This window comes from Gracilibacillus oryzae (genome assembly GCF_009498735.1).
Taxonomy (GTDB): Bacteria; Bacillota; Bacilli; order Bacillales; family Amphibacillaceae; genus Gracilibacillus; species Gracilibacillus oryzae.
Genome location: NZ_ML762432.1, coordinates 9,429 through 33,420 on the forward strand (window position 1 = coordinate 9,429; position 23,992 = coordinate 33,420).

Here is a 23,992-nt window from a genome sequence, read left to right on the forward strand (position 1 = left end):
ATCAGCAGGTTCATTGGGGATTATTATTCCACCAAGTATCCCGATGATTATGTATGGTGTCTCCTCACAAACGTCGGTAGGTGACATGTTTTTAGGCGGGATATTGCCAGGTATCTTAATTGGAATTGGTATGATAATTTGGGTATGTATTTATAGTAAGAAGAAAGGCTTTGGTACACAAACAGAGAAATTTACTTTTAAACGGTTCTTTGTGCAGCTGAACCATGCGAAATGGGCTTTGCTTACTCCGATTATTATTCTGGGCGGTATTTACAGCGGAATGTTTACACCAACAGAAGCGGCTGTTATTTCAGTAGTTTACGCCATTCTTATCAGTTTGTTTGTCTATAAAGAAATAAGTGTAAAGGACTTGCCTAGAATTGTTTCTCGTGCATCCCTTACAAGTGCTTCTGTGTTAATTATTATTTCTGCAGCAACCGCGTTTGGTAAAGTGTTGACTCTGGAACAGATACCAAATCAGGTTGCTGGTGCACTAACGACAATTTCTGACAGCAGTTTTGTTATTATCTTATTAATTATGATAATGCTTTTGGTTGTTGGAATGTTTATGGATACAACAGCAGCCGTTGTAATTTTAACACCGATTTTATTCCCGGTTGCAGTGGAACTTGGTATCCATCCTGTTCACTTCGGTGTAATGATGATTGCGAATCTGGCAATTGGTTTTATCACACCACCGCTGGGAGTAAACTTATTTGTTGGATCAGGGATATCAGGTGTTGGCATACCAACTCTATCAAGAGCGGTAACTCCATTTTTAATTTCAATGATTATCACATTAATCTTTATTGTGGTATTCCCGTTCTTGTCTCTTGTACTACTCTAGTTAAATAAAATGATTGTTTGAAAATTTGCAGATTGATAGGGTTAGAAGGTGATTGAGGTGTAAGCTTCAATCACCTTTTTTTAATGCTTGGTATGATGAGAGTTAGTTTTTATAGAGGAAATAGAAAAGTAGAGGAGAAAAGTGTGGATTTCATTTCCATAGTATTCTATATAATAAACGCCTCAATCAAAAAACTCGAGAAGAAGTTAAGCTTTCTCTCGAGTTTCATTAATTCACAGCGCTAAGCATCCAGATAAGTTTCGCTAATGATCAGTGGGGAACTAAAAACCCCACTGTTCAAAGTCTTACTTTATTTTGCAATATGAAAAGTAATGTTATTTTGTGTGAAAACTTCTTTTAATTGATCATCCACATCTTCATCTGTAATAAATTCATCAATATCATGAATTGTTGCGAAAGAGGCAATTGAATTGTCACCGATTTTTGAGTGGTCAATAATGGCTACAACTTTTTCCACCTTGCTTACAAGGGACTTTTTCAGTTCAACCTCATACACACTGAAATCAGTCAGCCCTTCGTCTACTGTAAACCCTCTTGCTGATGTGAACATAATATCGACATGTATCTGATTTAAGACAGGAACCCCAAACGGCCCTTCCAAAGCCATTGATCCATTGCGAAGCATTCCACCTAATAAAATAACATTAATTGCGGGGTTGTCCCTTAATTCGATTGCAGCTGTTATTCCATTTGTCAGGACGGTTAGTTGAATATTGTTCTCTTTTAATAGCCTTGCAATTTCCAAAGCTGTGGTACTGGCGTCTAACAGGATACAGTCTTTATCGTTTATTAATTCAATCGCTTTCTTGGCGATAGTGCTCTTACTTTCCACATTCCGTTTTGCTCGCTCTGAAAATGTATTTTCAGATGGGATGGCATTATCCAAAACAGCACCGCCATGTGTTCTTGTTAAAAGCCGCTGCTTTTCCATATAAGTTAAGTCAGTTCGTAATGTTGCTTCAGAAACATTTAAGATTTTTGATAAATCTTTAACGGTTACTCGTTTTTTTTCGTTTAATATTTCTAATATGACATTTCTTCTCTCGGTAGCAAACATCTTCTTCAAAAAATCACCCTCATTTAATAATTAATCCGCTATCATTCTTTTAATATACATCATTGTACCATATTGTGAAAGTAAACGATAATAAATTATTACATATTTATTGATTAAAAAATGATAAATGGGACCAAAGTTTTAAAAGAGGCAATGGAGATTCACTCTAAAAAAGCGTTATAATAGCAGTTTTTATGAATTAAACACCTCCAATTAAAGAATTAATTTGTAAATTTTAATAATAAACGAAAATAAACGTTGAAAATAGAAAATAAAAATGATAAAATGAAAACAAAGAAAGGGAAACGAAAGGAGGCGCTAAACCAAAACCATTAATCCATTTAAAATTAAGGGGAAGAATGGAGCAAATCCCAGGTCAGTCTCAAAGATGTGTCTTCATTGTTTCCAGGTAATTCATACAAGTTGAAGGGGGAAATTTCCATGAAAGATTTAACTTTCGATTTTTTAAAAGTAACTGAACAGGCAGCTTTAGCGTCATTTCCGTGGATTGGCAGTGGAGATAAGATAAAGGCAGACGGGGCAGCAACAAATGCAATGCGTGATTGCTTGAACGGTATTGAATTCGATGGCCGAATCGTCATAGGTGAAGGGGAATTGGACCATGCGCCAATGCTCTTCATTGGCGAAAATGTCGGAACTGGATCAGGGCAAAAAGTAGATATAGCGGTAGATCCGATCGAAGGAACCAATTCGATTGTGAATGGGCAAGACAATGCCTTTGCTGTTATCGCGGCAGCTCCTCAAGGCACTTTATTGCATGCGCCAGATATGTATATGGAAAAGTTGGTAGCAGGTCCACAGGCGGCTGGAAAAATTGACCTTGATGCTTCATTAACAGAAAATGTGTACAGTGTGGCAAAGGCAAATAATAAAAATGTGAAAGACATGAAAATATTGATCCAAAATCGAAAAAGACATGAAAAAGCAATAGCGGAAATTCGGAACCTTGGAGCAAAAGTGCATTTGTTTAATGATGGAGATATTACCTATGCAATCGCAACTTGTATGAAAAATCAGGACTTTGATCTATTTTATGGTATTGGAGGCGCTCCTGAAGGGGTAGTGGCAGCAGTAGCAGTGAAATGTCTTGGAGGCGAAATGCAGGCAAGATTATTACCTCAAAATGACCAGGAAGGCAAAAGGTGTCTGGAGATGGGGATAAAAGATCCGGAAAAGACATTAAGACATGAAGATCTAGTTAACTCTGATCAATGCGTATTTTCTGCGACAGGAATTACAGGAAATATATTATTAGATGAGATTAAGCTCGATGAAGAAATGCAATCTGTCACTCACTCTCTTCTATTAACAGGAGAAAACCGGCAAGTGCGTTTTATAACAAGTAAACATGTTAATAAAGATATGGTGTTAAGCTAATACATTAAACAAATGGAGGGATTAGGTATGAAATTTTTCTTGGATACGGCAAATATTGATGAGATTAAAAGAGTGAATGAACTGGGGCTTGTTGATGGGATTACGACAAATCCGTCGATCATTGCTAAAGAAGGACGGAATTTTAAAGAAGTGATTCAGGAAATCTGCGGGATTATTGATGGTCCGGTAAGTGCCGAAGTGGTTGGTTTAGAGACAGACGAAATGTTGGCTGAAGCACGAGATATTGCGAAATGGGCACCAAATGTAATCGTCAAAATTCCTATGACAGAAAACGGTCTTCGTGCAGTAAATATTCTATCCAAGGAGGGAATTAAAACAAATGTAACACTAGTATTCTCTGTTGCTCAAGGTTTAATGGCAGCAAAAGCGGGAGCTTCTTACATCAGTCCATTTGTTGGTAGAGTGGATGATATTGGAACAGAAGGTATGACACTTGTCCGGAATTTAAAGCGTGTGCTGGAAGAATATCAATATGAAACAGAAATTATTACAGCAAGTGTACGAACAATTACTCACCTGCAGGATGCGGCGGTTGCTGGAGCGGATATTGCTACAATCCCTGGCTCGCTGTTCCCTAAATTATGGAGCCATCCGTTAACAGATATCGGTATTGAACAATTTTTAGCAGACTGGGAAAAGGTCCCAAAATAAAGAGAGGATGACACTTTATGATGAAAACTCTTACGAAAACAGAAATTAATACATTAGCTGTCCATACAATCCGAATGCTGTCGATTGATATGATAGAAAAAGCAAACTCCGGCCACCCAGGATTACCAATGGGTGCTGCTCCAATGGCACATGTGTTATGGGCAGACAATATGAATCACAATCCTGCCAATCCTGATTGGTTTAACCGCGACCGGTTTGTTTTATCCGCAGGCCATGGTTCTGCCTTATTATATAGTCTCTTACATTTAACAGGTTATGATCTTAGCATGGATGAGCTGAAAAATTTCAGACAATGGGGAAGCAAGACGCCAGGACATCCTGAATATGGACATACACCAGGTGTTGATGCAACAACAGGCCCACTAGGCCAAGGACTGGCAATGGCTACTGGTATGGCGATGGCAGAGCGTTTTCTTGCAGCGAAGTATAATCGTCAAGGCTACCCTGTTATTGATCACTTTACTTATAGCCTCTGCGGTGATGGGGATTTAATGGAAGGGGTATCACAGGAGGCTGCTTCATTAGCTGGACATCTGAAACTAGGAAAATTAATTGTATTATATGATTCCAATGATATCTCACTTGATGGGGATCTGGACATGGCTTTTTCAGAAAATGTGATGGACCGCTATAAAGCAAATGGCTGGCAAGTATTACGCGTAGAAGATGGCACTAATCTGGAAGAGATCCAGAATGCGATTAATTTAGCAAAACAAAACCGCAGAAAACCTACGTTAATTGAAGTGAAAACAACGATTGGTTTCGGCTCACCGAATAAAGCGGGTACTTCATCCGTCCATGGGGCACCATTAGGAGAAGCGGAAATTTCATTAGTGAAAGCAAATTACAAATGGGAATATGATCAGCCATTTACTGTTCCGGAAGAAGTAAAAGAGTTTTTCGAGGAAAAGAAACAAACAGGCCAGCAAAAAGAAGCAAAATGGCAGCAGATGCTGGAAACTTATAAAGAAGCTTATCCTGAACTAGCAGAAGAGCTGGAGGATGCCATCGCTGGAAAGTTACCAGAAAATTGGCTTGATAATCTTACAGACTACCAGGAAGCAGATGCTGTTTCAACACGAGATGCTTCTGGAAAGGTACTCAATCAGATTGCGGAAAATGTACCATTCTTACTCGGAGGATCTGCTGATTTATCAGGTTCCAATAAAACAAATCTAGCCAATGAACGCGATTTTTCGGCAACTAGTTATGATGGAAGAAATATCTGGTTTGGTGTGAGAGAGTTTGCTATGGGCTGTGCTTTAAACGGAATGGCATTACATGGCGGTGTGAAAGTTTTTGGTGGAACATTCTTTGTATTCTCTGATTACTTGCGTTCTGCGATCCGGTCATCTGCCTTAATGAAAGTGCCGGCAACATATGTCCTCACACATGACAGTATTGCGGTTGGAGAAGATGGTCCGACACATGAGCCTGTGGAACATTTGGCTTCCTTTAGAGCGATGCCTAACCTTTCCGTTATTAGACCAGCTGATGGCAATGAAACAGCAGCAGCGTGGCGTTTAGCTTTAGAAAGTGAAACAACACCACATGCTCTTGTTTTAACACGACAAGCATTACCGACTGTTACTGCTTCCTTAGAGGATGCTTATCAAGGGGTACAAAAAGGTGCCTATATTCTCTCAGAAGCAGGAGGAGAGCAAGATGGCATCATACTGGCAACAGGATCAGAAGTACAGCTTGCATTAGAAGCGCAAAAGCAATTAGAAGCTGAAGGAATTTATGTATCTGTTGTCAGCATGCCTTCATGGGATTTGTTTGATAAGCAGCCGAAAGAATATCAACGCAAAGTATTGCCAAAGCATGTAACAAAACGCCTTGCAGTGGAAATGGGTGCATCCCTGGGCTGGCACAAATATGTTGGTTCAGAAGGAGAATTACTGACAATAGATGAGTTCGGTGCATCAGGAAATGGCAATTACCTGATGGAGAAATACGGATTCACAGCAGAGAATATTGTGTTAAAATATAAAGAAATAGAGTTGTCATGAGTTAAGAAGGACAGCTGAAGAGAGGAGTATTTTATGAGTAGTTTCACACTTGAATTGGGACAGAAAGCACCTGATTTCGAACTTCCAGCAACAGATGGAAAAACATACAGATTGTCAGATTTTGCGGATGCAAAAGTATTGGTTATTTTCTTTACATGTAACCATTGCCCATATGTAGTTGGCTCAAATGAATCGACTAGAGCAACTGCAGAGAAATTTGCAGATCAAGGTGTACAATTTATCGGCATTAACTCCAATAGTACCAACACAAAACCGCTTGATGCTTTGGAAGGTATGACAGAAGAGATGGAAAAACAACAATTTCCATGGATTTATGTAAAAGATCAATCACAAGACGTTGCGGTAGCATATGGGGCTATGCGCACACCACACTTTTACGTATTTAACCAGGATCGTGAATTGATTTATACAGGACGTGCACTTGATAATCCTAAAGATACAGAAAAAGCAACAGTGAATGACTTAGAAAATGCGCTTGCTGAGCATTTAGCGGGTAAGGAAATTACCACACCATTAACCAATCCGCTCGGCTGTAATGTTAAATGGGAAGGTAAAGAAAAATATTGGATGCCTCCTGAAGCATGTGATCTTGTTTAAGCTTTTCAATCTTAAAAATTAAAAGAAAGTGGCCTGCACATTACTTAACGTGTGGGCCACTTTCTTTATGTCAATTCAAATTTAACCGATAGAGTACTCATTTAAAAACTTATCAAGAAAACTTTTTTATTTTGGACTATTACTCGGAAAGCAGCTGTAGCTATTCTGTTCAAAGGATCAGTTATCGTTTAAAAATACGTCCTCATTACTATATCCTGGATAGAAACCATTACTCCTGGTGATTCAGCATAATTAATTACTTCTACGCCGTTTTTCTTCAACTTTGCATATTGAACAGATTCTTTAAAGTAATGCTAAAGACAATGTATCTAGGTGTGATCAATGTCACACCACAAAGTGCCTTTGCTGGAATATAATATAAGCATATAAAACAAAATGTGAAATATTGAACAAACTTACGTTTAATACAGTAAACATCCTGATAAGTTTCATTCATGCTCAGTAGGTACCATAAGCAACGGCTGAGCAATGTCTCACTTAATAAATGATTTGGGGGTTACAACAGTGGAAAAGAAAAAACTTGTGCTAATTGGAAATGGGATGGCTGGAATCAGGGCAATTGAAGAGATTTTAAAGTTGTTACAAGACTATTTCGATATTACTGTATTCGGAAAAGAACCGTATCCGAATTACAACAGAATTCAATTGTCCAAAGTACTACAAGGAGATACTGAACTAAAAGATATTATCCTCAATGAGTGGCAATGGTACGAGGACAATAATATTTTATTATATCCAGGGGAAACCGTTGTGAAAATTGATAAACAATCAAAAATAATCTATACCGACAAAGGAAAAGAAGCTAAGTATGATTGTTTAATAATGGCTACAGGTTCTAATCCATTTATTTTGCCAATCCCAGGTGCAGATAAAGCAGGTGTCACAGGGTTTCGTGATATAGCTGATTGTGAAGAAATGATCAAATCGGCAGATCATTATAAACATGCAGCAGTTATTGGCGGCGGCTTATTAGGGTTAGAGGCAGCAAGAGGATTATTGAATTTGGGAATGGAAGTAAACGTGATCGAGTTAGCAGAACATTTAATGGAATGCCAATTAGACCAGACAGCTGCGCAATTATTACAAAAAGAACTGGAAGCCCAGGGGATGAATTTTCTGCTCAAAAAGCAAACAATGGAAATTACCGGTGATGACAGAGTTGCAGGACTGAAATTCAAAGATGGAGATACAGTAAAAGCCGATTTAGTCATAATGGCAGTTGGAATCAGACCAAATGTGAAACTGGCAGAACAGACAGGGCTAGAAGTGAACCGAGGAATTGTGGTCACTGATTATATGCAGACAAGTGAACCAAATATATATGCAGTAGGAGAATGTGCCGAACATAATGGAATGACATATGGCCTTGTTGCCCCATTATATGAACAAGGTCAAGCTTTAGCAAAACACATCTGCGGCATGAATCACCAGGGATATAAAGGCTCTGTCGTTTCTACTCAGTTAAAGGTATCTGGTGTAGACGTATTTTCTGCAGGGATTATTCAGGAATCTGCTGCAACGAAAGCAATCAAATTATTTGATGAATGGCAGAACACTTACAAAAAGGTTGTCATTAAAGATGGCAAATTAGCAGGGGCTGTTCTTTTCGGAAATACGAAAGAAGGAACACAGCTTTTCAGTCATATTAAAAAAGGGACATGTGTACATGAATATATGGAAACACAGCAAAATGCTGATCAATCAGAGAGTATTGTTGCTTCAATGAGTGATGACGAAATTGTTTGCGGCTGTAATGGTATTTCTAAAGGTGATATCGTAACTGCCATAAAGGAAAAAGGACTTACAACATTAGAAGAAGTGAAAAATACAACAAATGCTTCCCGTTCCTGCGGTCAATGTAAGGGAATGGTACAAGACATACTGGAATTAACATTAGGTGATGAATATCAGGAAGAAACAAAAGAAACGATCTGCAGTTGTACAGATTTATCACGTGAAGAAGTCATTGCAGAAATTCGCGCGAAAGGACTGTCACATACAAGAGAAGTGATGAATGTCTTAGGCTGGAAAACAGAGGAAGGCTGCTCCAAATGCCGGCCAGCATTAAATTATTATTTAGGAATGGTTAATCCAAAAGAGTATGAAGATGAACGAGAATCCCGTTTTGTCAATGAACGACTTCATGCCAATATCCAGAAAGATGGAACCTATTCTGTAGTGCCTCGAATGTACGGAGGTGTAACCAATGTAACAGATTTACGTAAAATTGCCGATGTTGCGGAAAAATATGAGGTTGGCATGATTAAACTGACAGGCGGCCAGCGGATTGACTTATTAGGTATCAAAAAAGAAGACCTGCCAGAAGTGTGGAAAGAGTTGGGAATGCCATCAGGTTATGCTTACGGGAAATCTGTTCGAACAGTAAAAACATGTGTCGGTTCTCAATTTTGCCGTTTCGGAACCCAGGATTCAACTGGTATGGGTATCCAGTTAGAAAAGAAATTTGAAGGATTAAACACACCACACAAAGTGAAAATGGGTGTATCTGCCTGTCCAAGAAATTGTGCAGAAGGCAGTATAAAAGATGTTGGTATTGTGGGATTAGATGGTGTCTGGGAAATCTATGTTGGTGGTAACGGCGGCTCTGAATTAAGAGAAGCAGACATCCTTGCTAGAGTGAAAACAGAAGAGGAAGTTTTAGAATATACTTCCGCATTTCTGCAATATTATCGTGAAAATGCCAGCTACCTTGAGCGCAGCAGCAAATTTGTTGAACGTGTTGGTATAGAACATGTTCGTGAAGTGGTATTAGATGAAGCGTTGCGCAGTGAATTAAATAGAAGAATGGATGAAGCTCTATCTGTTTATAAAGAGCCATGGAATGAAGCGATCGAAAGTGAAACCATATTGAAAGATCTTTACCAGAAAGTTATTGCAAAATAGGGGAGGCGAAACTGATGGAACACACCATACAGAAAGTTTTAATCGGAAATTATGAAGATTTTCCTATTAGCTTAGGCAAAGCCGTAGTGATCGGGAACAGAGAACTGGCAGTCTTCCGGTTATCTGATGGCCAAATAAAAGCAATTGAAAATAAGTGTCCACATCGCGGAGGAGTTTTATCAGAAGGAATGGTAAGCGGAAAATATGTCTTCTGCCCATTGCATGATTGGAAAATCAATATAGAGGATGGCATGGTGCAAGCGCCTGATGAGGGATGTGTACAAACATTTAAAACGATCGTGGAAGAACAGCAGGTTTATGTGGAAGTACCGATTAACTAATGGCAAAGGGGAGTTATTCGAAGTTCGGTGAATTTAGTGGGAATAACTCCGTCCGGCCGTTTTCATCACAAGGAGGAGAACTGATGGGAAAAGTATATCTTATTGGTGCAGGCCCTGGAGATCCGGAATTAATCACAGTCAAAGCATTAAAAGCCATTCAGCAAGCTGACGTTATCTTATATGACCGCCTTGTTAACCCATTATTATTACAAGAAGCAAAGGAAGGAACAGATCTTATTTTTTGTGGGAAACTTCCTTCCTTGCACATCATGAAACAAGAAACAATCAATCACTTGTTAGTCAAATACGGCAAAGAAAATAAGAATGTCGTCCGGCTAAAAGGTGGCGATCCCTTCGTGTTTGGCAGGGGAGCAGAAGAAGCATTAGCTTTAGCGAAAAGCGGAATTGAATATGAAGTCATACCAGGGATCACTTCAGGCATTGCTGCACCTGCATCTGCAGATATTCCTGTTACACACCGGGAACTTGGCAGAACATTTGCAATCGTAACAGGCCATTGTAAAGCTGGAGACGATGCTAAGATAGACTGGGATGCATTAGCAAAAGCTGTTGATACACTTGCTATTTATATGGGAATAGGCCATCTGCCATCTATTGTTGGTAACTTGATTAGAGGAGGCAAGTCACCCCGAATGCCTGTTGCGATTATTCAAGAAGGTACAACAGCAAATCAAAAAGTAGTAACAGGGACATTGCAGACAATTGTCAAACTGGCTGAACAAGATCAAATTCAGAATCCAGCTATGGTAATAGTAGGTGAAGTAGTCAAAGTGGGTGAAGAGTTAGCTTATTGGAAAAACTATTATCAGCAACTGCAAAGTGTCCCGCTAGTGGAAGCGAATTGAATTATGTAAGGATGGTTTTTTATAATTTTCTATCATTTTTAGATAAGCCAAAGTTTGGTCTCACTTTTTTTATTTCTTTGTAATGTTTTTTTAAGTAGAGATAGCGTTGGATATATGTCGTATTGAATGATGTAAAAACAGATAGTGCAGTAATGCATGTAATCAATATAATGAATAAAATCGATTCTGCTGCAATTAGTGAGATTACAAACTGTCCAACGATATAACCTGAACAAGAAGCTAGTATAATAGGGTGTCCATTCATATTTGTCCCTTTTTCCATATATGCTGCATACTTCCCTGAATGAAGCATTTTAAGATGAAAGATTTGAAAGAAGACGATTAGTGATAAAAATAATAATAGACTAATAACAAAAAATATCGGACCAGTTACCTCAATGTGCAGATACAAGAATTTTTGAATAACCAAAAAATATGTAATAGTATTTACTAAACCAAGAATCCCTGCAAACAAATAATACGATAATTCGAACTTATATGGGTCAATAAAATAAAGTACACTCCAAAAATGCAAAAGAATTACCGGTATCAGGATAGGGAGTATATATTCAGGTGAGAATGGTTCACTTACAAGAAATAACATTCCCGTTAGGTCTAAAAAAACAAACAAGAGGGAAAATGTCCGTAGTCTATGTTCAGAAGCTGGCTGTATTAAGAAATGTAAAGATTTTTGCTCGTACTTATTTTTCAAAGGAACACCTCGGCAACAATGGTTTATTATTCTAGTAATATTTAAATATGGTTATATAGCTTTTCTATCTTTTTTCGCTAAGCCAAACCAGGGGTAAAGTTCTCTTACTGTTTTCATGTTTTTCCTTATAAATAGATACTTATGTAAATGCAATGATAAAAAAGCAGTAATAATGGACATAATAGAAAACAAAAAAATAAGTATGATTATTTGAGTCATGCCGCCAGAAAACACTGATAGAACCAACTGTGAGAAAGCATAACCAATTCCGCTAGCTGCTAAAACAGGGGAGAAATTAACTTTAACCTCATTTTTATGTAATTTGGAATAGGTTCCTGAATGTAATAATTTCAGGTTTGCTATTTGATAAACAATTAGAAGTGTAACTAATAAAACTATTCCTGTCATAAAAACAATCGGTGTATTTATCCCAATATAAATATAGAGAAATTTTTGAATAACCATAAAAAACACGTATGTATTTATTATCCCATATACTCCCATAAATAAATAATAAGACAGTTCAAACTTGTAAGGTGCGAAAATATACAAAAGGGCCCATAAATGAATGAAAATGATTGGGAAAATGGTAGGCCAGAAAAAGACCGGGGAAAAGGGTTCGGATATAATAGGAATAATCCCCATTATATCCAAAAATACAAATAAAAATATAACGATATTTCCTCTGTGATCTTTTGGAGACTGTAATTTTAGATATGATTGAGTTATTTTATGCATTCTAATCCCGCCAATCTTTATTTCTGCTAAACATGGGACCATTTTTAACAATAAGAGCATCTCTCCAACGATTGAGAAAAAGTATGATCTCTCTTCTAGATTAGATGCCTTTTTTATTTTTGTATATACCTTTTTCCCTTTACGATAAAGATATTATTTTATTACAAACGTCCACAGTTGTCGGCCAAAACCCTACCAATCCATCCTTCATATGATGTTTTAGCCTATTTCTTTTACTGTAATAGCCTGTGTCAGCTTTTGCATTTTGCAATCTTTGAAATCTTCGCCTTTTACTAACTCGATTTTTATTGCTGCTTCTAATTTTTCAGTATCAGGTTTCTTCACAAGAAAATCGGTTAAATTGAGTTGTTCCAGTTTTTTTACTGTTTCTTCTTCGTCATATTGAATAGTGGAACGAATGACACGCTGCACTTTATAATTTCCTCGTTTTACTTCCCCTTTTTGTTCTTTTCCAAACAATTCATCTAAGTAAAAATGGATTTGCTTTTTTAGCAGATTTAATTCCTGCTCCACCGTTTTTTTCTGTTTATTTAAGTCATCGTATTTCTTTAAGATATCCTCTGAAAGCTCAAAAGGTTCTCCTGTCATCATCTTCCCTCCCAGTCTATTTTCATCAGTTCATTTATATGAAACTTGAAGGGAATTATGCTGTGAGAAAATGGCGGGAAGCAGGAATAGTCATATACGGCTCACTAAAAGGGGTAAATATATTTTATCATTCACTCACTTCATAGGCAGTCGCTTCCAAGCGAAGATTTTGTTTCAAAATAAATACCTGTCTTTCCAGGCGAGAAAAAAGACAAGAGAAATCCCTTGTCCGAATTCTAAAAACCTTTTGCCATCTTTAATTCAAATGATATTATTGTTTCAAGCGGTTTTGGTTCCGCTAGTAAGAAGCCCTGCACAATTGATACGCCAATCGATTTAGCCATCTCTAAGTCTTCAGGGATCTCAATTCCTTCTAAAACAAATTTCGTCTCTGTGTTGAAACAATACGTCACAATAGAGCGAACCATTTCCTGTTTGCGGTTGCTTTTTGCCAACTGATTAGCAAAATAGCGATCCATTTTGACATAGTCAGGCTGTAATTCTACAATTGCCTGTAGGGAGGATACCCCTTTGCCTACATCATCAATTCCAATCAAGAATCCTTTTTTTCTCAGTAAATTAACATTTTGTGATAAAGCAGACACATTTGTCATGGCATCTGATTCGTTTATTTCAAAAATAACTTGCTCTGGTTTGAAACGCCTGCCGGCAATAAACTGCTCGATATAAGAAACGAAATGATCGTTCATTAAATTTGATGGAAAAACATTTAATAATAAACTTTTCTCATCTGTTGTCTCACATAATTCATCAAAAGCACGGAACGCTTTTCTAATCGATTGGATTTCCAGATCAAAAAAACGATCGGTTTGGCTTGCCTGTTCAAACAATATTTCCGGATTTTTAAACAGGTTTGTTCGCAAAAGTGCTTCATATCCCATGATGGATAATGTTTCTAAATCATAAAGTGCCTGAAAGTGATGTTCAAATTTTCCATTGTCAATTAAATCATAAAGTTTTGCTTTAGACATGATGACCTCCTAAAAGGAAAGCATAATGAAGAATAATCCAATTTTACAAGATTATATTTATATTTTCTAGAATTTTAATTAATGGATGGAGTATCATTTTACAAAAATCGTCCAAACAAAAAAAGCACTGGATTGCCTCCGTGCTTTTTCTATAATTATTAATGTCGTTTACTCAACCATAATACTCCGGATTTCGCTAAACGTGGTAACAGGCCGGTAACTGGTTTCTGATACATACTGCCAAATCCGTCTGACTTACCAAGAGATCCTAATTGTCCTTTTAATTTAATTCCTTTAGGCATTTTCGGATCTTCTCCGCGCAGAATATCTGCTAAAATTCTTCCGATATGTTCTCCTTGAATTCCAGCCAGTTGAGCACTGGGGGAATAAGTCGAGGAGGCACAATCACCAACAACAAAGATATTTTGCTGGGCCGGGACCTGGTAGAAGTCATTAACAATAATTTTTTCCTGACGGTCTTTTTCAAAAGGGAGACTTCTTACTAAATAATGAGGTCTGACACCTGCTGTCCAAATGATTACATCACTTAAGATACCTTCTCCATTATTATAAAAAATACCTTCAGCTACTAGCTCTACATTGGAATGATGGAGTATCTTCACATCATTACGTTGAAACCAGTCTTCGACATATGATTGCACCTTCTCATCAAAAGCAGAAAGTACAGACGCTCCGCGGTCCAATAATCGTATATTTAAGTCGGGCCGGCTTTCTCTAATTTCAGAAGCAACTTCAATTCCGCTAAGACCGGCTCCAACAACAGAAACTTGGCTGTAGGCAGGTAAATTATTGACTTTGATACTTGCCTGCCGGGACTTAGAAATTGTCTGAACACTTTCGGTATATTCCATTGCACCTTGGATCCCATGATAATTATCTTCACAGCCCAGTCCGATAATTAAGTAGTCAAAGGAGATCGCATCTTCTTTATTTTTCACGCGTATACGTTCATTCTCTGTATCAATTTCAATTATCTCGCCAAATATGTAATGAATCTGATCATGCTCAGGAAATTCAATTCGTACTTCTTTATCCGATTTTGTTCCTGCTGTAATGGCATAGAACTCTGTTTTTAATGAATGGTATGGATTCCGATCGATAACAATAATCTCCACATCTTTTGGCAGATAATTGTCGATTAGCTGATGTAATGCATTCATTCCACCATAGCCACCACCAATTATGACAACTCTTTTCATTTTTCAAAACCCCTGTCTATCTGTAATTTCAGGTTATTTCCCATAAATTATCCCTTATACCTATAATTATGTGTTCAAAAAGGAGGATAAAAAGGACCGAAGAGCTCAAGGCGGCGCATGTATTAGCAGCGGAGAACCAAGCCAACGAAGAAATACGATGTGTCATTTTTACCGGACTTTTTGAACAACCTCTATAAATAGCCTACCAAAAACAGTTCGAGAAAACTATATAAAACACATAAAATTAAAATGTTTTATTATTCTGAAAATAATGTGCCCACCAATTTTGATCATATTCTAATTATTAGCAAAAGTATATTATTTTGCCTAAAAGTTACCATTCATGTTATAAAAGAGGTATAATGATGAAAGCGCACACAAATCGGAAGGGGAGTTTTATGATGGAGTTAATGAATGTTCAAAATGCAGCCAGAAAATTGAAACAAAATGTTAATCAAGTAGTTGTTGGGCAGGAAAAAACAATTGATTTGCTGTTAGTTGCTATGGTTTCTTCTGGACATGTACTGTTAGAGGATGTACCAGGAACGGGGAAAACATTGATGGCAAAATCCTTGGCGAAATCGCTGGCAGGAACATTCAAGCGAATCCAGTTTACTCCGGATTTATTACCATCAGATATAACAGGAATTCACTTTTACAGCCAGCAAAAAGGGGAATTTGAATTCCGGGAGGGGCCAATTTTCACCAATATCTTATTAGCTGACGAAATAAACCGGGCAACACCAAGAACACAATCCAGCCTGCTGGAGAGTATGGAAGAACGTCAAGTGACAATTGACGGGGAAACACATCAACTTGCAGAGCCTTTCCTGGTTATCGCTACACAAAATCCAATCGAAAGTCAGGGAACATTTCCACTGCCAGAAGCTCAACTGGACCGTTTTCTGTTGAAAATTAAAATGGGCTATCCTTCAAAAGAAGAAGGAATCAAAATATTGAAACGGTTTAAACAAACGAATCCTCTGGAAAATCTGAAATCTGTTATGGATGTAGAGACAATGATCAGCATGCAAAGAGTTTACAGTGAAGTGGAAGTAAGTGATGATGTGCTGAATTACTTAATGGAAGTGATCGAAAGGACGAGAAATCATGACAACATCCTGTTAGGTGTGAGTCCACGTGGCAGTCAGGCATTGCTGAAATGTGTGCAGGTTTATGCATTATTACAAGGAAGAACCTATGTCATACCAGATGATATTAAACAAATGGCAGTACCAGTTTTAGGTCATCGGCTTGTCTTAATGAAGAAAATCGGTGTGAAAGGAAACCAGGTAGAAGCAGTTATAAATGAGATATTACAAGATGTTCCTGTTCCGACAGAGTCTGAAAAGGATTTGGTCAGAGGATGAATATAGCATGGATAATATTCGTTTTATTAATCATTATCTTATTACAAGGAATGATATACAATAAATGGGGTTTAAAAGGCATTACTTATAAAAGAGAGTTTAAACAGAAGACTGTATTTGAAGGAGAGACCATCGAAATGGTTGATCAGATTGTCAATCGAAAGCTTCTTCCCATTCCATGGATTCGGCTGGAGTCGAAGATCAGCCAGCATCTTGTTACGGAAGCTCTGGAAAATAAAGCTGGAGGAGAGGAAGTATTCCACCGGTCCTTATTCAGTCTTTTGCCATATCAGAAAATTACCAGAACGCATCATCTGACTGCAATGAAGCGGGGGTATTATCCGCTTGATACAGTATCTGTTACGACGGGAGATGCGATTGGGTTTGGCGAGTCATTTGACTCCATTGAAGCAAGTACGGCAGTTACTGTGTATCCTAAGATTGTCGCTATTGATGAGATACCGCTCCCCTCACATAGCTGGTTAGGGGACATATCAGTGAAACGATGGATTATCGAAGATCCATTTTTGCATGCAGGTGTGCGTGTGTACAGGGCAGGTGATCCGCTTAATACAATTAATTGGAAAGCAACAGCACGCTCGCAAAAAATGCAAGTTAACAAAAAAGATTATACAGCTGATCATCATCTGATGATTTATGTTAATTTTGATACGAACGAAGATATACGTTTACCAATTGAAAATCCGGAACGATTGGAAGAAGCACTTTCTTATGCTGCTTCCCTTGCTGCTTATACAATTGAACAAGGGATTGCCACAGGTTTTGGCTGTAATGGCTACTTTGTTGAACCATTTACCAATACTCTCGAACGAATCAAACCGTCGATTAGAGTGGGTCCATCTAGCAGTGGCAGCCAATTGGATTATATTCTCGACACAATAGCAAAGGTGAAAATGGACAGGAGCAGAAATTTTCGAGCTTTTTTAGAAGAAGATATCGAACAAGAGTTATCAGATACAGATATAATCTTATTTACCCGCCAAGTCTCCGAAAAGGTTGAACAGAAAATAGCTCAATTAGAACAGCTTGGCAATGCAGTGGAAGTTGTATTATTAGATCAATTTACAGAGAAAGCTGGTGAAGAATATGCAAGCTAGGCGTTCTTTATTCACCACCTTTATCCAAGGTCTTACCGAAATGCTCGCCTTCTTTCCAGTTCTTTTACTGTTAGCCATATTAACCGTTAACGAAAATGTGTATTTTTGGCTAACTGGATTATTTGTGCTGCTTTGTTTATTAGTAATGATCAGGTCAAAGATGAAGAAACGGCCAATTGTATTAATAATAGCAGGAATAATGGCAATAGGGTTTTCCCTGTTGATTGGTCAAGACATATTAGCTTACCTTTCTTCTGCCGTTATTGGTTTTATTGCGGCATACCGGGGAGTTCAATATGCGGAAACTCACAGGGAGCAACTGTTGCCATCTCGTTTACTGTGGACATTTGGTGTTCCGGGCTATTTCTTTGGCTACATGCTATTTTCCTATTTTGACAGTTTAGTTCCTTATCGGGGACTCTTAAGTGGAATAGGGATTCTGTTCATCATCATCATGTTGTTTGTCACAAACAGGGATCTTTTACAGAAGGAATCATTATCCAAAGATCAGAAACACCGTACAAGTCGAGAAATGAAAAAAATGAATTATTCCTATCTTATCCTAACATTCCTTTTAGTATTAATCCTGACCAATTTTCAAGTGATCCAGTCTTTTCTCTATCATACTGTGCGTTCGATTATGCAGGCATTCATCTCATTTGTTGAACTTTTTTCAAATGATGAGCCACCGATGGAAGAACAACCGGTACAAAACAGTCAGCAGATGCTGCCAGGGATGGAAACAGGTGAACCTTCGAAATTCGCCCAAGTCATGGAGCAAATTGGAATTGTTGTTGGGATCATTCTAATTATTGTGGCAGTGCTATTCATGCTGTCATTACTCTTTAAAAAAGTTCGTCGTATGGTAAAAAAAGCATTTCTGTTTATATGGGATGCCCTAAAGCAAGTATTTACAAGTAATCGATTTGAACAGTCTGACTCTGAATATACCGATGAGAAAGAGAATTTATTTGACTGGAAGAATTGGCGCAAAGAGAAGCAGGAGGAGATAAAGGATCGACTGCAGGGTGTTTTTGGCCGGAAAACGAATTATGATAAATTGGCATCTGAAGAAAAAGTGCGATTCTTATATCGTGAAATTTCAAGAGAATTAAGACAACAGGATAAATGGCAGCAATCAATGACAGCACATGAAGTGTTAGCTATATCAGAGAAAGAATGGGATAATCTGCAAAGAATGTATGATCAAGTTCGGTATGGTCAAGATTCATTAGGTGTGTCATCAGAATCTGAATTACAGTCTATTTGGAATAAGTTGCGAAATAAGTGAAATTAATTCGATAGTTCTATTTAAATATGACCTTATTAGTCCGATAATATAGATAAGAATGACTAAAATAAGGGCGTGATCAAAATGAGTACGATGCGTATTTCAGGTTTTGCCAGTGGTATGGATATCGATTCAATGGTTAGAGATTTAATGAAAGCTGAAAGTATACCACTTCAAAATATGCAAAAAGAAAAGCAGGAATTAGAGTGGAAACGTGATGATTATCGAAGTATTAATACACTGTTACTCGATTTCAAAGATTCATTGTTGAATATGCGTATGACGACAGCTTATCGATCAAGACAGGTGACTTCTAGTAATGAGGATTTTATTACAGCAATTGCATCAAGTGCTGCGAATCAGACATCATACACGATTTCGAAGGTAGGGCAATTGGCTACAGCATCTACCAAAGTTAACAATGGTTCTATATCTGATCCTAATAAGGAAGTTGATACATCAAAAGGACTTTATGGTCAAACAGGTAACTTTGCGGATAATCCATTACAAGAAAACGTATGGAAACAAGGTATAATTGAGAAGAAGGATTTAACTGCAGATAGTTTAAATCAAGATCTTTCTTTGAATACTGGATTAAAAGTAGAAGAGGACATGAAAGCAATTAGTATTAAAGTAAACGGAAAAGGTTTCGAGGTTTTGACTGAAAAACCTGCTGAAGGAGTAAAATTAGCTGATAATCAAGTTGTGGTGGACAAAAGTTCAGGTGACCTTACATTTGCTGAAGGTGTAATTCAAAAAGGTACTAAAATATCTGCTGAATATATTGTTGAAAGCAAAACAGAATCTCGAACTGTTCCGGAAGGTGGGAAAACTCTCCAATTATCAGCAGGTTCTATTGCTGTGAATGATTCATTCAATTTAATTATTGATGAGAAAAATTATAAAATAAGTGATTCAACAGGGAACGAAAACGAATATAATCTTAAGAATTCAGAAAATGGTGATGTAATTGGCGTTATTAACACAGAAACCGGAAAAATAACATTTAATGACGCAGTAGAAAAAGAGACGAATGTTCAGGCAACCTATCAACAAAACTACACCCACTTTTCTCTAAACGCCCATACTGAAGATGGAAAACAATTTGGCGATTTTATCGTAGCTGGAAATGAATCTATCAACCAAGTGGTAAGTGAAGTAAATAAAGCAAATATTGGTGTGTCCATGTTGTATGATTCCTTTAAAGATCAATTCACACTTAGAACAACAGAAACAGGTAATTTTGTTGGTAATAAAGAAGGTGAGCCTAGGAAAGATCAAATAGAAACAAATGGAACATTAATCAATGAATTATTTAGATTTGGAGGCGTTGAAGAAACGGGCGGACAAAATGCGACCTTTACAATTAACGGTTTAGATACAGAACGCTATTCCAATACATTTGACATAGAAGGCGTCACTTTCACATTAAAACAAACATTTGATTCTACATCTGATACTGATGCTGACCAACCTGTTTCTCTCAATATCTCTAACAATTCTGAAGAAGTATTCGATAACATCAAAGAATTTGTCGAAACTTATAATACGTTAATTGACGCAATCAACGATAAAGTAACAGAAACATTTTACCGGGATTATGATCCATTAACAGATGACCAGAGAGAAGGTTTAACCGATAAGCAGCAAGAGGATTGGGAAGAGCGGGCAAAAAGTGGTCTTTTACGAAATGATGCCATTCTAAGAGATGTGTTATCAAGTATGCGTACGGGCTTTTATTCACCAGTGAATAATGATCAATCATCATCCGGATCTTTTAATCAACTTGCAGCCATAGGAATAACTACAACAAAAGATTATATGTCTGGTGGAAAATTAGAAATTAATGAAGCAAAATTAAAAGAAGCAATTGAACAAGATCCTGATGCAGTTGAAAATCTCTTTAGAGGCGGCTCTGACAGTGATACGTATGGAGAAAAAGGAATAGCTCGCCGATTAACAGATACAGTGGATGCTGCTATGAATAAGATATATGAACGGGCAGGAAGAGCTTCTTATTCTAACCATCAATTTACACTCGGTCGAAATCTGGATGATATGGATAAGCAGATTGAGAGATTTGAAGATCGGCTGACACAGATTGAAGATAGATACTGGAAACAATTTACGGCAATGGAACAAGCTATTGCAAAATATAACAATCAAGCAAGCTATATGATGCAGCAGTTTGGCGGAATGCAATAATTAGGAGGGTTAACATGGATATTGCTGCAATGTCAGTTATAATGAATCAAACGCAAGTGAAACAGCAAGCTAGTGTCGAGATTATGGACAAAGCCTTAGATCAAGCAGAAGCACAATCTAGTGATATGATAAAAATGCTAGAGAGATCTGTTCAGCCACATATAGGAAGCTCGATAGATATAAAAGCCTAGTCAGTAGATCCGGAGAAGTTTTCTCCGGATTTTTCAATTTATACTAAAGTTTTATTAATATTAGCCGATATAAAAAGTAAACAAAATAGAGGAGATGGCTTTTGACATGGAAGTTGGCAAATTGATCACTGGATCTCCAATTCTGCAAATCACAGACAGCAAAGAGCAATCCATATCAGCAGTAGAAAGATCCAATAACCATGTAAAAGAATCAAGTGGTAGTCATACTGATGAGGAATCAGCAGAACTGCCAAAAGAAAGTACGAAAAGAATGGTAGATGGTTTAAATTCTTTTCTTGAACCAACAAATACCAGTATTCGATACGAGTATCATGAAAAATTAGATAGATACTATGTAACTGTCGTTAACTCAGAAACAGACGAAGTAATCAAAGAGATCCCGCCAAAGAAATTATTAGATGTTTATGCTGGAATGGCAGAGTTGATGGGATTTATTGTGGATGAAAGAATATAAGTAATTTTTAAAGAGGAGCGTTATACCAATGGCTTATCAGCAATACCAGGCATACCAGAATAATTCAGTAAACACAGCAACACCAGGAGAACTTACATTAATGCTGTATAATGGCAGTCTAAAGTTTATCAAGCAAGCCAGAAAAGCTATCGAACAACAAGACTATCAAAACAAAAATGTAATGATTCAAAAAACACAAAACATTGTACGTGAATTAATGGTGACATTAGACCAGGATGCAGCAATTACAAAACAAATGATGCCTTTATATGAGTTTGCCTATCACTGTTTAACACAAGCAAATGTTAATAATGATTCAGAAAAATTAACAGAGGCTGAGGAAATACTCACCCAGTTCCGCGATACTTGGAAAGAATTAATAAGACAAGAAAGAATTCGAAAACATGGACAAGGTGTTAAGTCATAATGAAACCACTTCAGGAATATATAGTAATTACCAACAAACTGCTTCAAGTAGTAGATCAGCCGGTTAATAGTGATGAATCTCGTGAGGAAATAATTAAAAATATTGATATTCTGCTTGAAAAGCGACAAGAATTAATTCCTTTTATTAAGTCACCATTCGAGGAAGAAGAAATAAGCTTAGGGAAAGACTGTCTTGCCTTAGATCAAAAGTTAGAGCCCAAACTACAGAAATTACTTGGAAACATAAAAACAAAAATGCGAGTTAATAAAAAACAAACACGCTCAACAAAACAATATTTGAATCCTTATCAGCAACTTTCCACACATGATGGAATGTTTCTTGATTCAAGAAAATAGATGCCCTCATTGGTCATCTGTTTTTTTTTTATAGAAATAAAAACTTTTTAAAAGTTATGGTCTAAATATGTTAAGATTTCGTAAAAAACTTTCAGAATATATTGACTTTTCACTCGTTTATCCTGTCGCAAGTGTGGTATAATAGATATATAGCTTATTAAAGCTTTATAGTTTGAAAGGAGGACACTTTTTATGAAATATAACATTCGTGGCGAAAATGTAGAAGTGACTGGAGCAATCAAGGAATATGTTGAAAGAAAGATAGGGAAATTAGAAAGATATTTTGATACTCCTCCCACTTCAGATGTAAATGTAAATATAAGTGTCTATAATGAAGAGCAGCAAATTGAGGTTACAATTCCTATGACCAACCTTATGCTTCGGGCTGAGGTACACCACATAGATTTGTATGCTGCTATCGATCTTGTTGTTGACAAACTAGAAAGGCAAATCCGTAAGCATAAAACAAAAGTTAACCGGAAATTCCGTCAGCAAGGCGCACCAAAGCATGTATTTGCTGAGTTAGAAAAAGAAGCCGCTGAAATTAGAGGAGAAGATATCTTTGATGATGAGGATATTGAAATTGTAAGAACTAAGCGATTTGATTTAAAACCAATGGATTCAGAAGAAGCAGTATTACAAATGGACATGTTAGGACATGCGTTCTTCGTTTTTGAGAATTCGATTACTGGAAACACAAATGTTGTATATAAACGTCGTGACGGCCGCTACGGCTTGATCGAACCTAGCTAAATACAAGAAGGTGGTTTGCATTTGCAAACCACCTTTTTCTGATTGTTGCTAAACTTGTTTAATTGTTGTTCTGATTCACCTAAATCGTATTTATTCTACAGAAAAACTGCGGAATATAGTAAGACCATGTTCTTAAATAACAGATTTCCTGATTTATCAACTTTCATTTCCTGTGTTATAAATAGAGTATCCCCTCACCGAGAAGGTTTCACTTCCTCTCAACCAACCTTCTCTTTTAAGAAGCAGTCGAGCACAATCGGCTGCTTCTTCCCTCATTTCCTTCCCTTTTAGCCGATTGTTGTAAATTTCCTGAGACAAATGTTATGATAGAAAGTGATGAATACAATATACTAACACATAGTAAGCGTAATTGGCCTTGCCAAGTATGGAAAAGAGGAGCGTCTAATATGCGTGCATTATTACAAAAAGTTTTTGGTTCGGGCAATCAAAGACAATTAAAGAATTTAGATAAAACAGCATCAGAAATTGAAGCATTAGAACCTTCAATGCAGCAGCTTTCTGATCATCAATTACAAAATAAAACAGCAGAGTTAAAACAAAGATATCAAAATGGAGAAACATTGGATGATTTACTAGTCGAAGCATATGCAGTCGTCAGGGAAGCATCCACTAGAGTATTAGGATTGCATCCGTATAATGTTCAGTTACTTGGTGCAATTGCCATGCATCATGGTGATATAGCAGAAATGAAAACAGGTGAAGGGAAAACACTGGCATCCACAATGCCTGTTTATTT

At 37.2% G+C, this 23,992-nt stretch carries 23 protein-coding genes and 1 pseudogene; 18 read left to right on the forward strand and 6 right to left on the reverse strand.

Annotation, left to right across the window (positions count from 1 at the left end):
- On the forward strand, nucleotides 1–847 hold an 847-nt coding region (locus tag F9U64_RS12430; protein ID WP_228275698.1), incomplete at its 5' end, for a TRAP transporter large permease.
- A 310-nt stretch (nucleotides 848–1,157) separates the two neighbouring features.
- On the opposite strand, the gene F9U64_RS12435 is transcribed toward F9U64_RS12430, so the two are convergent.
- Nucleotides 1,158–1,925 (reverse strand): DeoR/GlpR family DNA-binding transcription regulator, encoded by a 768-nt coding sequence (locus F9U64_RS12435; RefSeq protein ID WP_153404371.1) that lies wholly within the window; start codon nucleotides 1,923–1,925, stop codon nucleotides 1,158–1,160.
- Nucleotides 1,926–2,366: 441 nt separating this feature from the next.
- Here F9U64_RS12435 and glpX point away from each other — a divergent pair, with 441 nt between their 5' ends.
- The 7 genes from glpX to cobA all read left to right on the forward strand — a co-directional run bounded on the left by glpX (nucleotide 2,367) and on the right by cobA (nucleotide 10,778).
- Nucleotides 2,367–3,323 (forward strand): class II fructose-bisphosphatase, encoded by a 957-nt coding sequence (gene glpX / locus F9U64_RS12440; protein WP_153403892.1) that lies wholly within the window; start codon nucleotides 2,367–2,369, stop codon nucleotides 3,321–3,323.
- 27 nt (nucleotides 3,324–3,350) lie between these two features.
- Complete coding sequence (gene fsa, locus F9U64_RS12445) at nucleotides 3,351–3,995, forward strand: fructose-6-phosphate aldolase (protein WP_153403895.1); 645 nt, start codon at nucleotides 3,351–3,353, stop codon at nucleotides 3,993–3,995.
- A 20-nt stretch (nucleotides 3,996–4,015) separates the two neighbouring features.
- Nucleotides 4,016–6,028, forward strand: coding sequence for a transketolase (tkt, locus tag F9U64_RS12450; RefSeq protein ID WP_153404374.1), 2,013 nt, complete (start codon nucleotides 4,016–4,018; stop codon nucleotides 6,026–6,028).
- A 33-nt stretch (nucleotides 6,029–6,061) separates the two neighbouring features.
- Entirely contained in the window at nucleotides 6,062–6,646 is a 585-nt protein-coding gene (locus tag F9U64_RS12455) for a thioredoxin family protein (protein WP_153403898.1), read from the forward strand.
- Nucleotides 6,647–7,171: 525 nt separating this feature from the next.
- Entirely contained in the window at nucleotides 7,172–9,571 is a 2,400-nt protein-coding gene (nirB, locus tag F9U64_RS12460; RefSeq protein ID WP_228275699.1) for a nitrite reductase large subunit NirB, read from the forward strand.
- 11 nt (nucleotides 9,572–9,582) lie between these two features.
- Entirely contained in the window at nucleotides 9,583–9,912 is a 330-nt protein-coding gene (nirD, locus tag F9U64_RS12465) for a nitrite reductase small subunit NirD (protein WP_228275712.1), read from the forward strand.
- Between the two features lie 83 nt (nucleotides 9,913–9,995).
- The gene (cobA, locus tag F9U64_RS12470) at nucleotides 9,996–10,778 is read left to right on the forward strand and encodes a uroporphyrinogen-III C-methyltransferase (protein ID WP_153403907.1); all 783 of its coding nucleotides are present in this window, start codon (nucleotides 9,996–9,998) and stop codon (nucleotides 10,776–10,778) included.
- Nucleotides 10,779–10,797: 19 nt separating this feature from the next.
- Here the strand turns inward: cobA and F9U64_RS12475 are convergent, their stop codons facing one another.
- From F9U64_RS12475 to F9U64_RS12495, 5 genes are all read right to left on the reverse strand, one after another.
- Nucleotides 10,798–11,490 (reverse strand): hypothetical protein, encoded by a 693-nt coding sequence (locus F9U64_RS12475; RefSeq protein WP_228275700.1) that lies wholly within the window; start codon nucleotides 11,488–11,490, stop codon nucleotides 10,798–10,800.
- Nucleotides 11,491–11,541: 51 nt separating this feature from the next.
- Nucleotides 11,542–12,279 carry a hypothetical protein gene (locus F9U64_RS12480; RefSeq protein ID WP_153403913.1) on the reverse strand — a complete coding sequence of 246 codons (738 nt, stop codon included), beginning with the start codon at nucleotides 12,277–12,279 and terminating at the stop codon, nucleotides 11,542–11,544.
- Nucleotides 12,280–12,447: 168 nt separating this feature from the next.
- Nucleotides 12,448–12,837: a hypothetical protein gene (locus F9U64_RS12485; protein WP_228275701.1), complete on the reverse strand. Its 390-nt coding sequence runs from the start codon at nucleotides 12,835–12,837 to the stop codon at nucleotides 12,448–12,450.
- A 236-nt stretch (nucleotides 12,838–13,073) separates the two neighbouring features.
- Nucleotides 13,074–13,829, reverse strand: a complete 756-nt coding sequence (locus tag F9U64_RS12490) for an EAL domain-containing protein (protein WP_153403916.1) — start codon at nucleotides 13,827–13,829, stop codon at nucleotides 13,074–13,076.
- A 158-nt stretch (nucleotides 13,830–13,987) separates the two neighbouring features.
- On the reverse strand, nucleotides 13,988–15,049 hold the full coding sequence (locus F9U64_RS12495; protein ID WP_153403919.1) for an NAD(P)/FAD-dependent oxidoreductase: 1,062 nt from the start codon (nucleotides 15,047–15,049) through the stop codon (nucleotides 13,988–13,990).
- A 401-nt stretch (nucleotides 15,050–15,450) separates the two neighbouring features.
- On the opposite strand from F9U64_RS12495, the gene F9U64_RS12500 reads away from it, so the two are divergent.
- From F9U64_RS12500 to F9U64_RS23040, 10 genes and pseudogenes are all read left to right on the forward strand, one after another.
- The gene (locus tag F9U64_RS12500) at nucleotides 15,451–16,419 is read left to right on the forward strand and encodes an AAA family ATPase (protein ID WP_153403922.1); all 969 of its coding nucleotides are present in this window, start codon (nucleotides 15,451–15,453) and stop codon (nucleotides 16,417–16,419) included.
- Nucleotides 16,416–17,537 carry a DUF58 domain-containing protein gene (locus F9U64_RS12505; protein WP_153403925.1) on the forward strand — a complete coding sequence of 374 codons (1,122 nt, stop codon included), beginning with the start codon at nucleotides 16,416–16,418 and terminating at the stop codon, nucleotides 17,535–17,537. Before F9U64_RS12500 ends, F9U64_RS12505 begins: the two co-directional genes overlap by 4 nt.
- Nucleotides 17,518–18,828, forward strand: a complete 1,311-nt coding sequence (locus F9U64_RS12510) for an MFS transporter (protein ID WP_228275702.1) — start codon at nucleotides 17,518–17,520, stop codon at nucleotides 18,826–18,828. Before F9U64_RS12505 ends, F9U64_RS12510 begins: the two co-directional genes overlap by 20 nt.
- Before the next feature lie 84 nt (nucleotides 18,829–18,912).
- The gene (gene fliD / locus F9U64_RS12515; protein WP_228275703.1) at nucleotides 18,913–21,033 is read left to right on the forward strand and encodes a flagellar filament capping protein FliD; all 2,121 of its coding nucleotides are present in this window, start codon (nucleotides 18,913–18,915) and stop codon (nucleotides 21,031–21,033) included.
- Between the two features lie 14 nt (nucleotides 21,034–21,047).
- Nucleotides 21,048–21,224 (forward strand): YjfB family protein, encoded by a 177-nt coding sequence (locus F9U64_RS12520; RefSeq protein ID WP_153403930.1) that lies wholly within the window; start codon nucleotides 21,048–21,050, stop codon nucleotides 21,222–21,224.
- A 106-nt stretch (nucleotides 21,225–21,330) separates the two neighbouring features.
- Complete coding sequence (gene flaG, locus F9U64_RS12525) at nucleotides 21,331–21,699, forward strand: flagellar protein FlaG (protein WP_153403933.1); 369 nt, start codon at nucleotides 21,331–21,333, stop codon at nucleotides 21,697–21,699.
- 28 nt (nucleotides 21,700–21,727) lie between these two features.
- Entirely contained in the window at nucleotides 21,728–22,126 is a 399-nt protein-coding gene (gene fliS / locus F9U64_RS12530; protein ID WP_153403936.1) for a flagellar export chaperone FliS, read from the forward strand.
- Nucleotides 22,126–22,482: a flagellar protein FliT gene (locus F9U64_RS12535; protein WP_153403939.1), complete on the forward strand. Its 357-nt coding sequence runs from the start codon at nucleotides 22,126–22,128 to the stop codon at nucleotides 22,480–22,482. Before fliS ends, F9U64_RS12535 begins: the two co-directional genes overlap by 1 nt.
- 192 nt (nucleotides 22,483–22,674) lie before the next feature.
- Entirely contained in the window at nucleotides 22,675–23,235 is a 561-nt protein-coding gene (gene hpf / locus F9U64_RS12540; protein WP_153403943.1) for a ribosome hibernation-promoting factor, HPF/YfiA family, read from the forward strand.
- Between the two features lie 407 nt (nucleotides 23,236–23,642).
- Nucleotides 23,643–23,992, forward strand: a pseudogene (locus tag F9U64_RS23040) (preprotein translocase subunit SecA); the annotation flags it as partial.

Bases quoted from the DNA above. Each gene is read 5' to 3' on its own strand.
- F9U64_RS12495 (WP_153403919.1), bottom strand. From the start codon at position 15,049: ATGAAAAGAGTTGTCATAATTGGTGGTGGCTATGGTGGAATGAATGCA.
- hpf (WP_153403943.1), top strand. From the start codon at position 22,675: ATGAAATATAACATTCGTGGCGAAAATGTAGAAGTGACTGGAGCAATC.
- tkt (WP_153404374.1), top strand. From the start codon at position 4,016: ATGAAAACTCTTACGAAAACAGAAATTAATACATTAGCTGTCCATACA.
- F9U64_RS12455 (WP_153403898.1), top strand. From the start codon at position 6,062: ATGAGTAGTTTCACACTTGAATTGGGACAGAAAGCACCTGATTTCGAA.
- glpX (WP_153403892.1), top strand. From the start codon at position 2,367: ATGAAAGATTTAACTTTCGATTTTTTAAAAGTAACTGAACAGGCAGCT.
- F9U64_RS12485 (WP_228275701.1), bottom strand. From the start codon at position 12,837: ATGACAGGAGAACCTTTTGAGCTTTCAGAGGATATCTTAAAGAAATAC.
- fliS (WP_153403936.1), top strand. From the start codon at position 21,728: ATGGCTTATCAGCAATACCAGGCATACCAGAATAATTCAGTAAACACA.
- F9U64_RS12535 (WP_153403939.1), top strand. From the start codon at position 22,126: ATGAAACCACTTCAGGAATATATAGTAATTACCAACAAACTGCTTCAA.
- F9U64_RS12500 (WP_153403922.1), top strand. From the start codon at position 15,451: ATGGAGTTAATGAATGTTCAAAATGCAGCCAGAAAATTGAAACAAAAT.
- flaG (WP_153403933.1), top strand. From the start codon at position 21,331: ATGGAAGTTGGCAAATTGATCACTGGATCTCCAATTCTGCAAATCACA.
- F9U64_RS12505 (WP_153403925.1), top strand. From the start codon at position 16,416: ATGAATATAGCATGGATAATATTCGTTTTATTAATCATTATCTTATTA.
- F9U64_RS12435 (WP_153404371.1), bottom strand. From the start codon at position 1,925: ATGTTTGCTACCGAGAGAAGAAATGTCATATTAGAAATATTAAACGAA.
- F9U64_RS12520 (WP_153403930.1), top strand. From the start codon at position 21,048: ATGGATATTGCTGCAATGTCAGTTATAATGAATCAAACGCAAGTGAAA.
- F9U64_RS12490 (WP_153403916.1), bottom strand. From the start codon at position 13,829: ATGTCTAAAGCAAAACTTTATGATTTAATTGACAATGGAAAATTTGAA.
- cobA (WP_153403907.1), top strand. From the start codon at position 9,996: ATGGGAAAAGTATATCTTATTGGTGCAGGCCCTGGAGATCCGGAATTA.
- fliD (WP_228275703.1), top strand. From the start codon at position 18,913: ATGAGTACGATGCGTATTTCAGGTTTTGCCAGTGGTATGGATATCGAT.
- fsa (WP_153403895.1), top strand. From the start codon at position 3,351: ATGAAATTTTTCTTGGATACGGCAAATATTGATGAGATTAAAAGAGTG.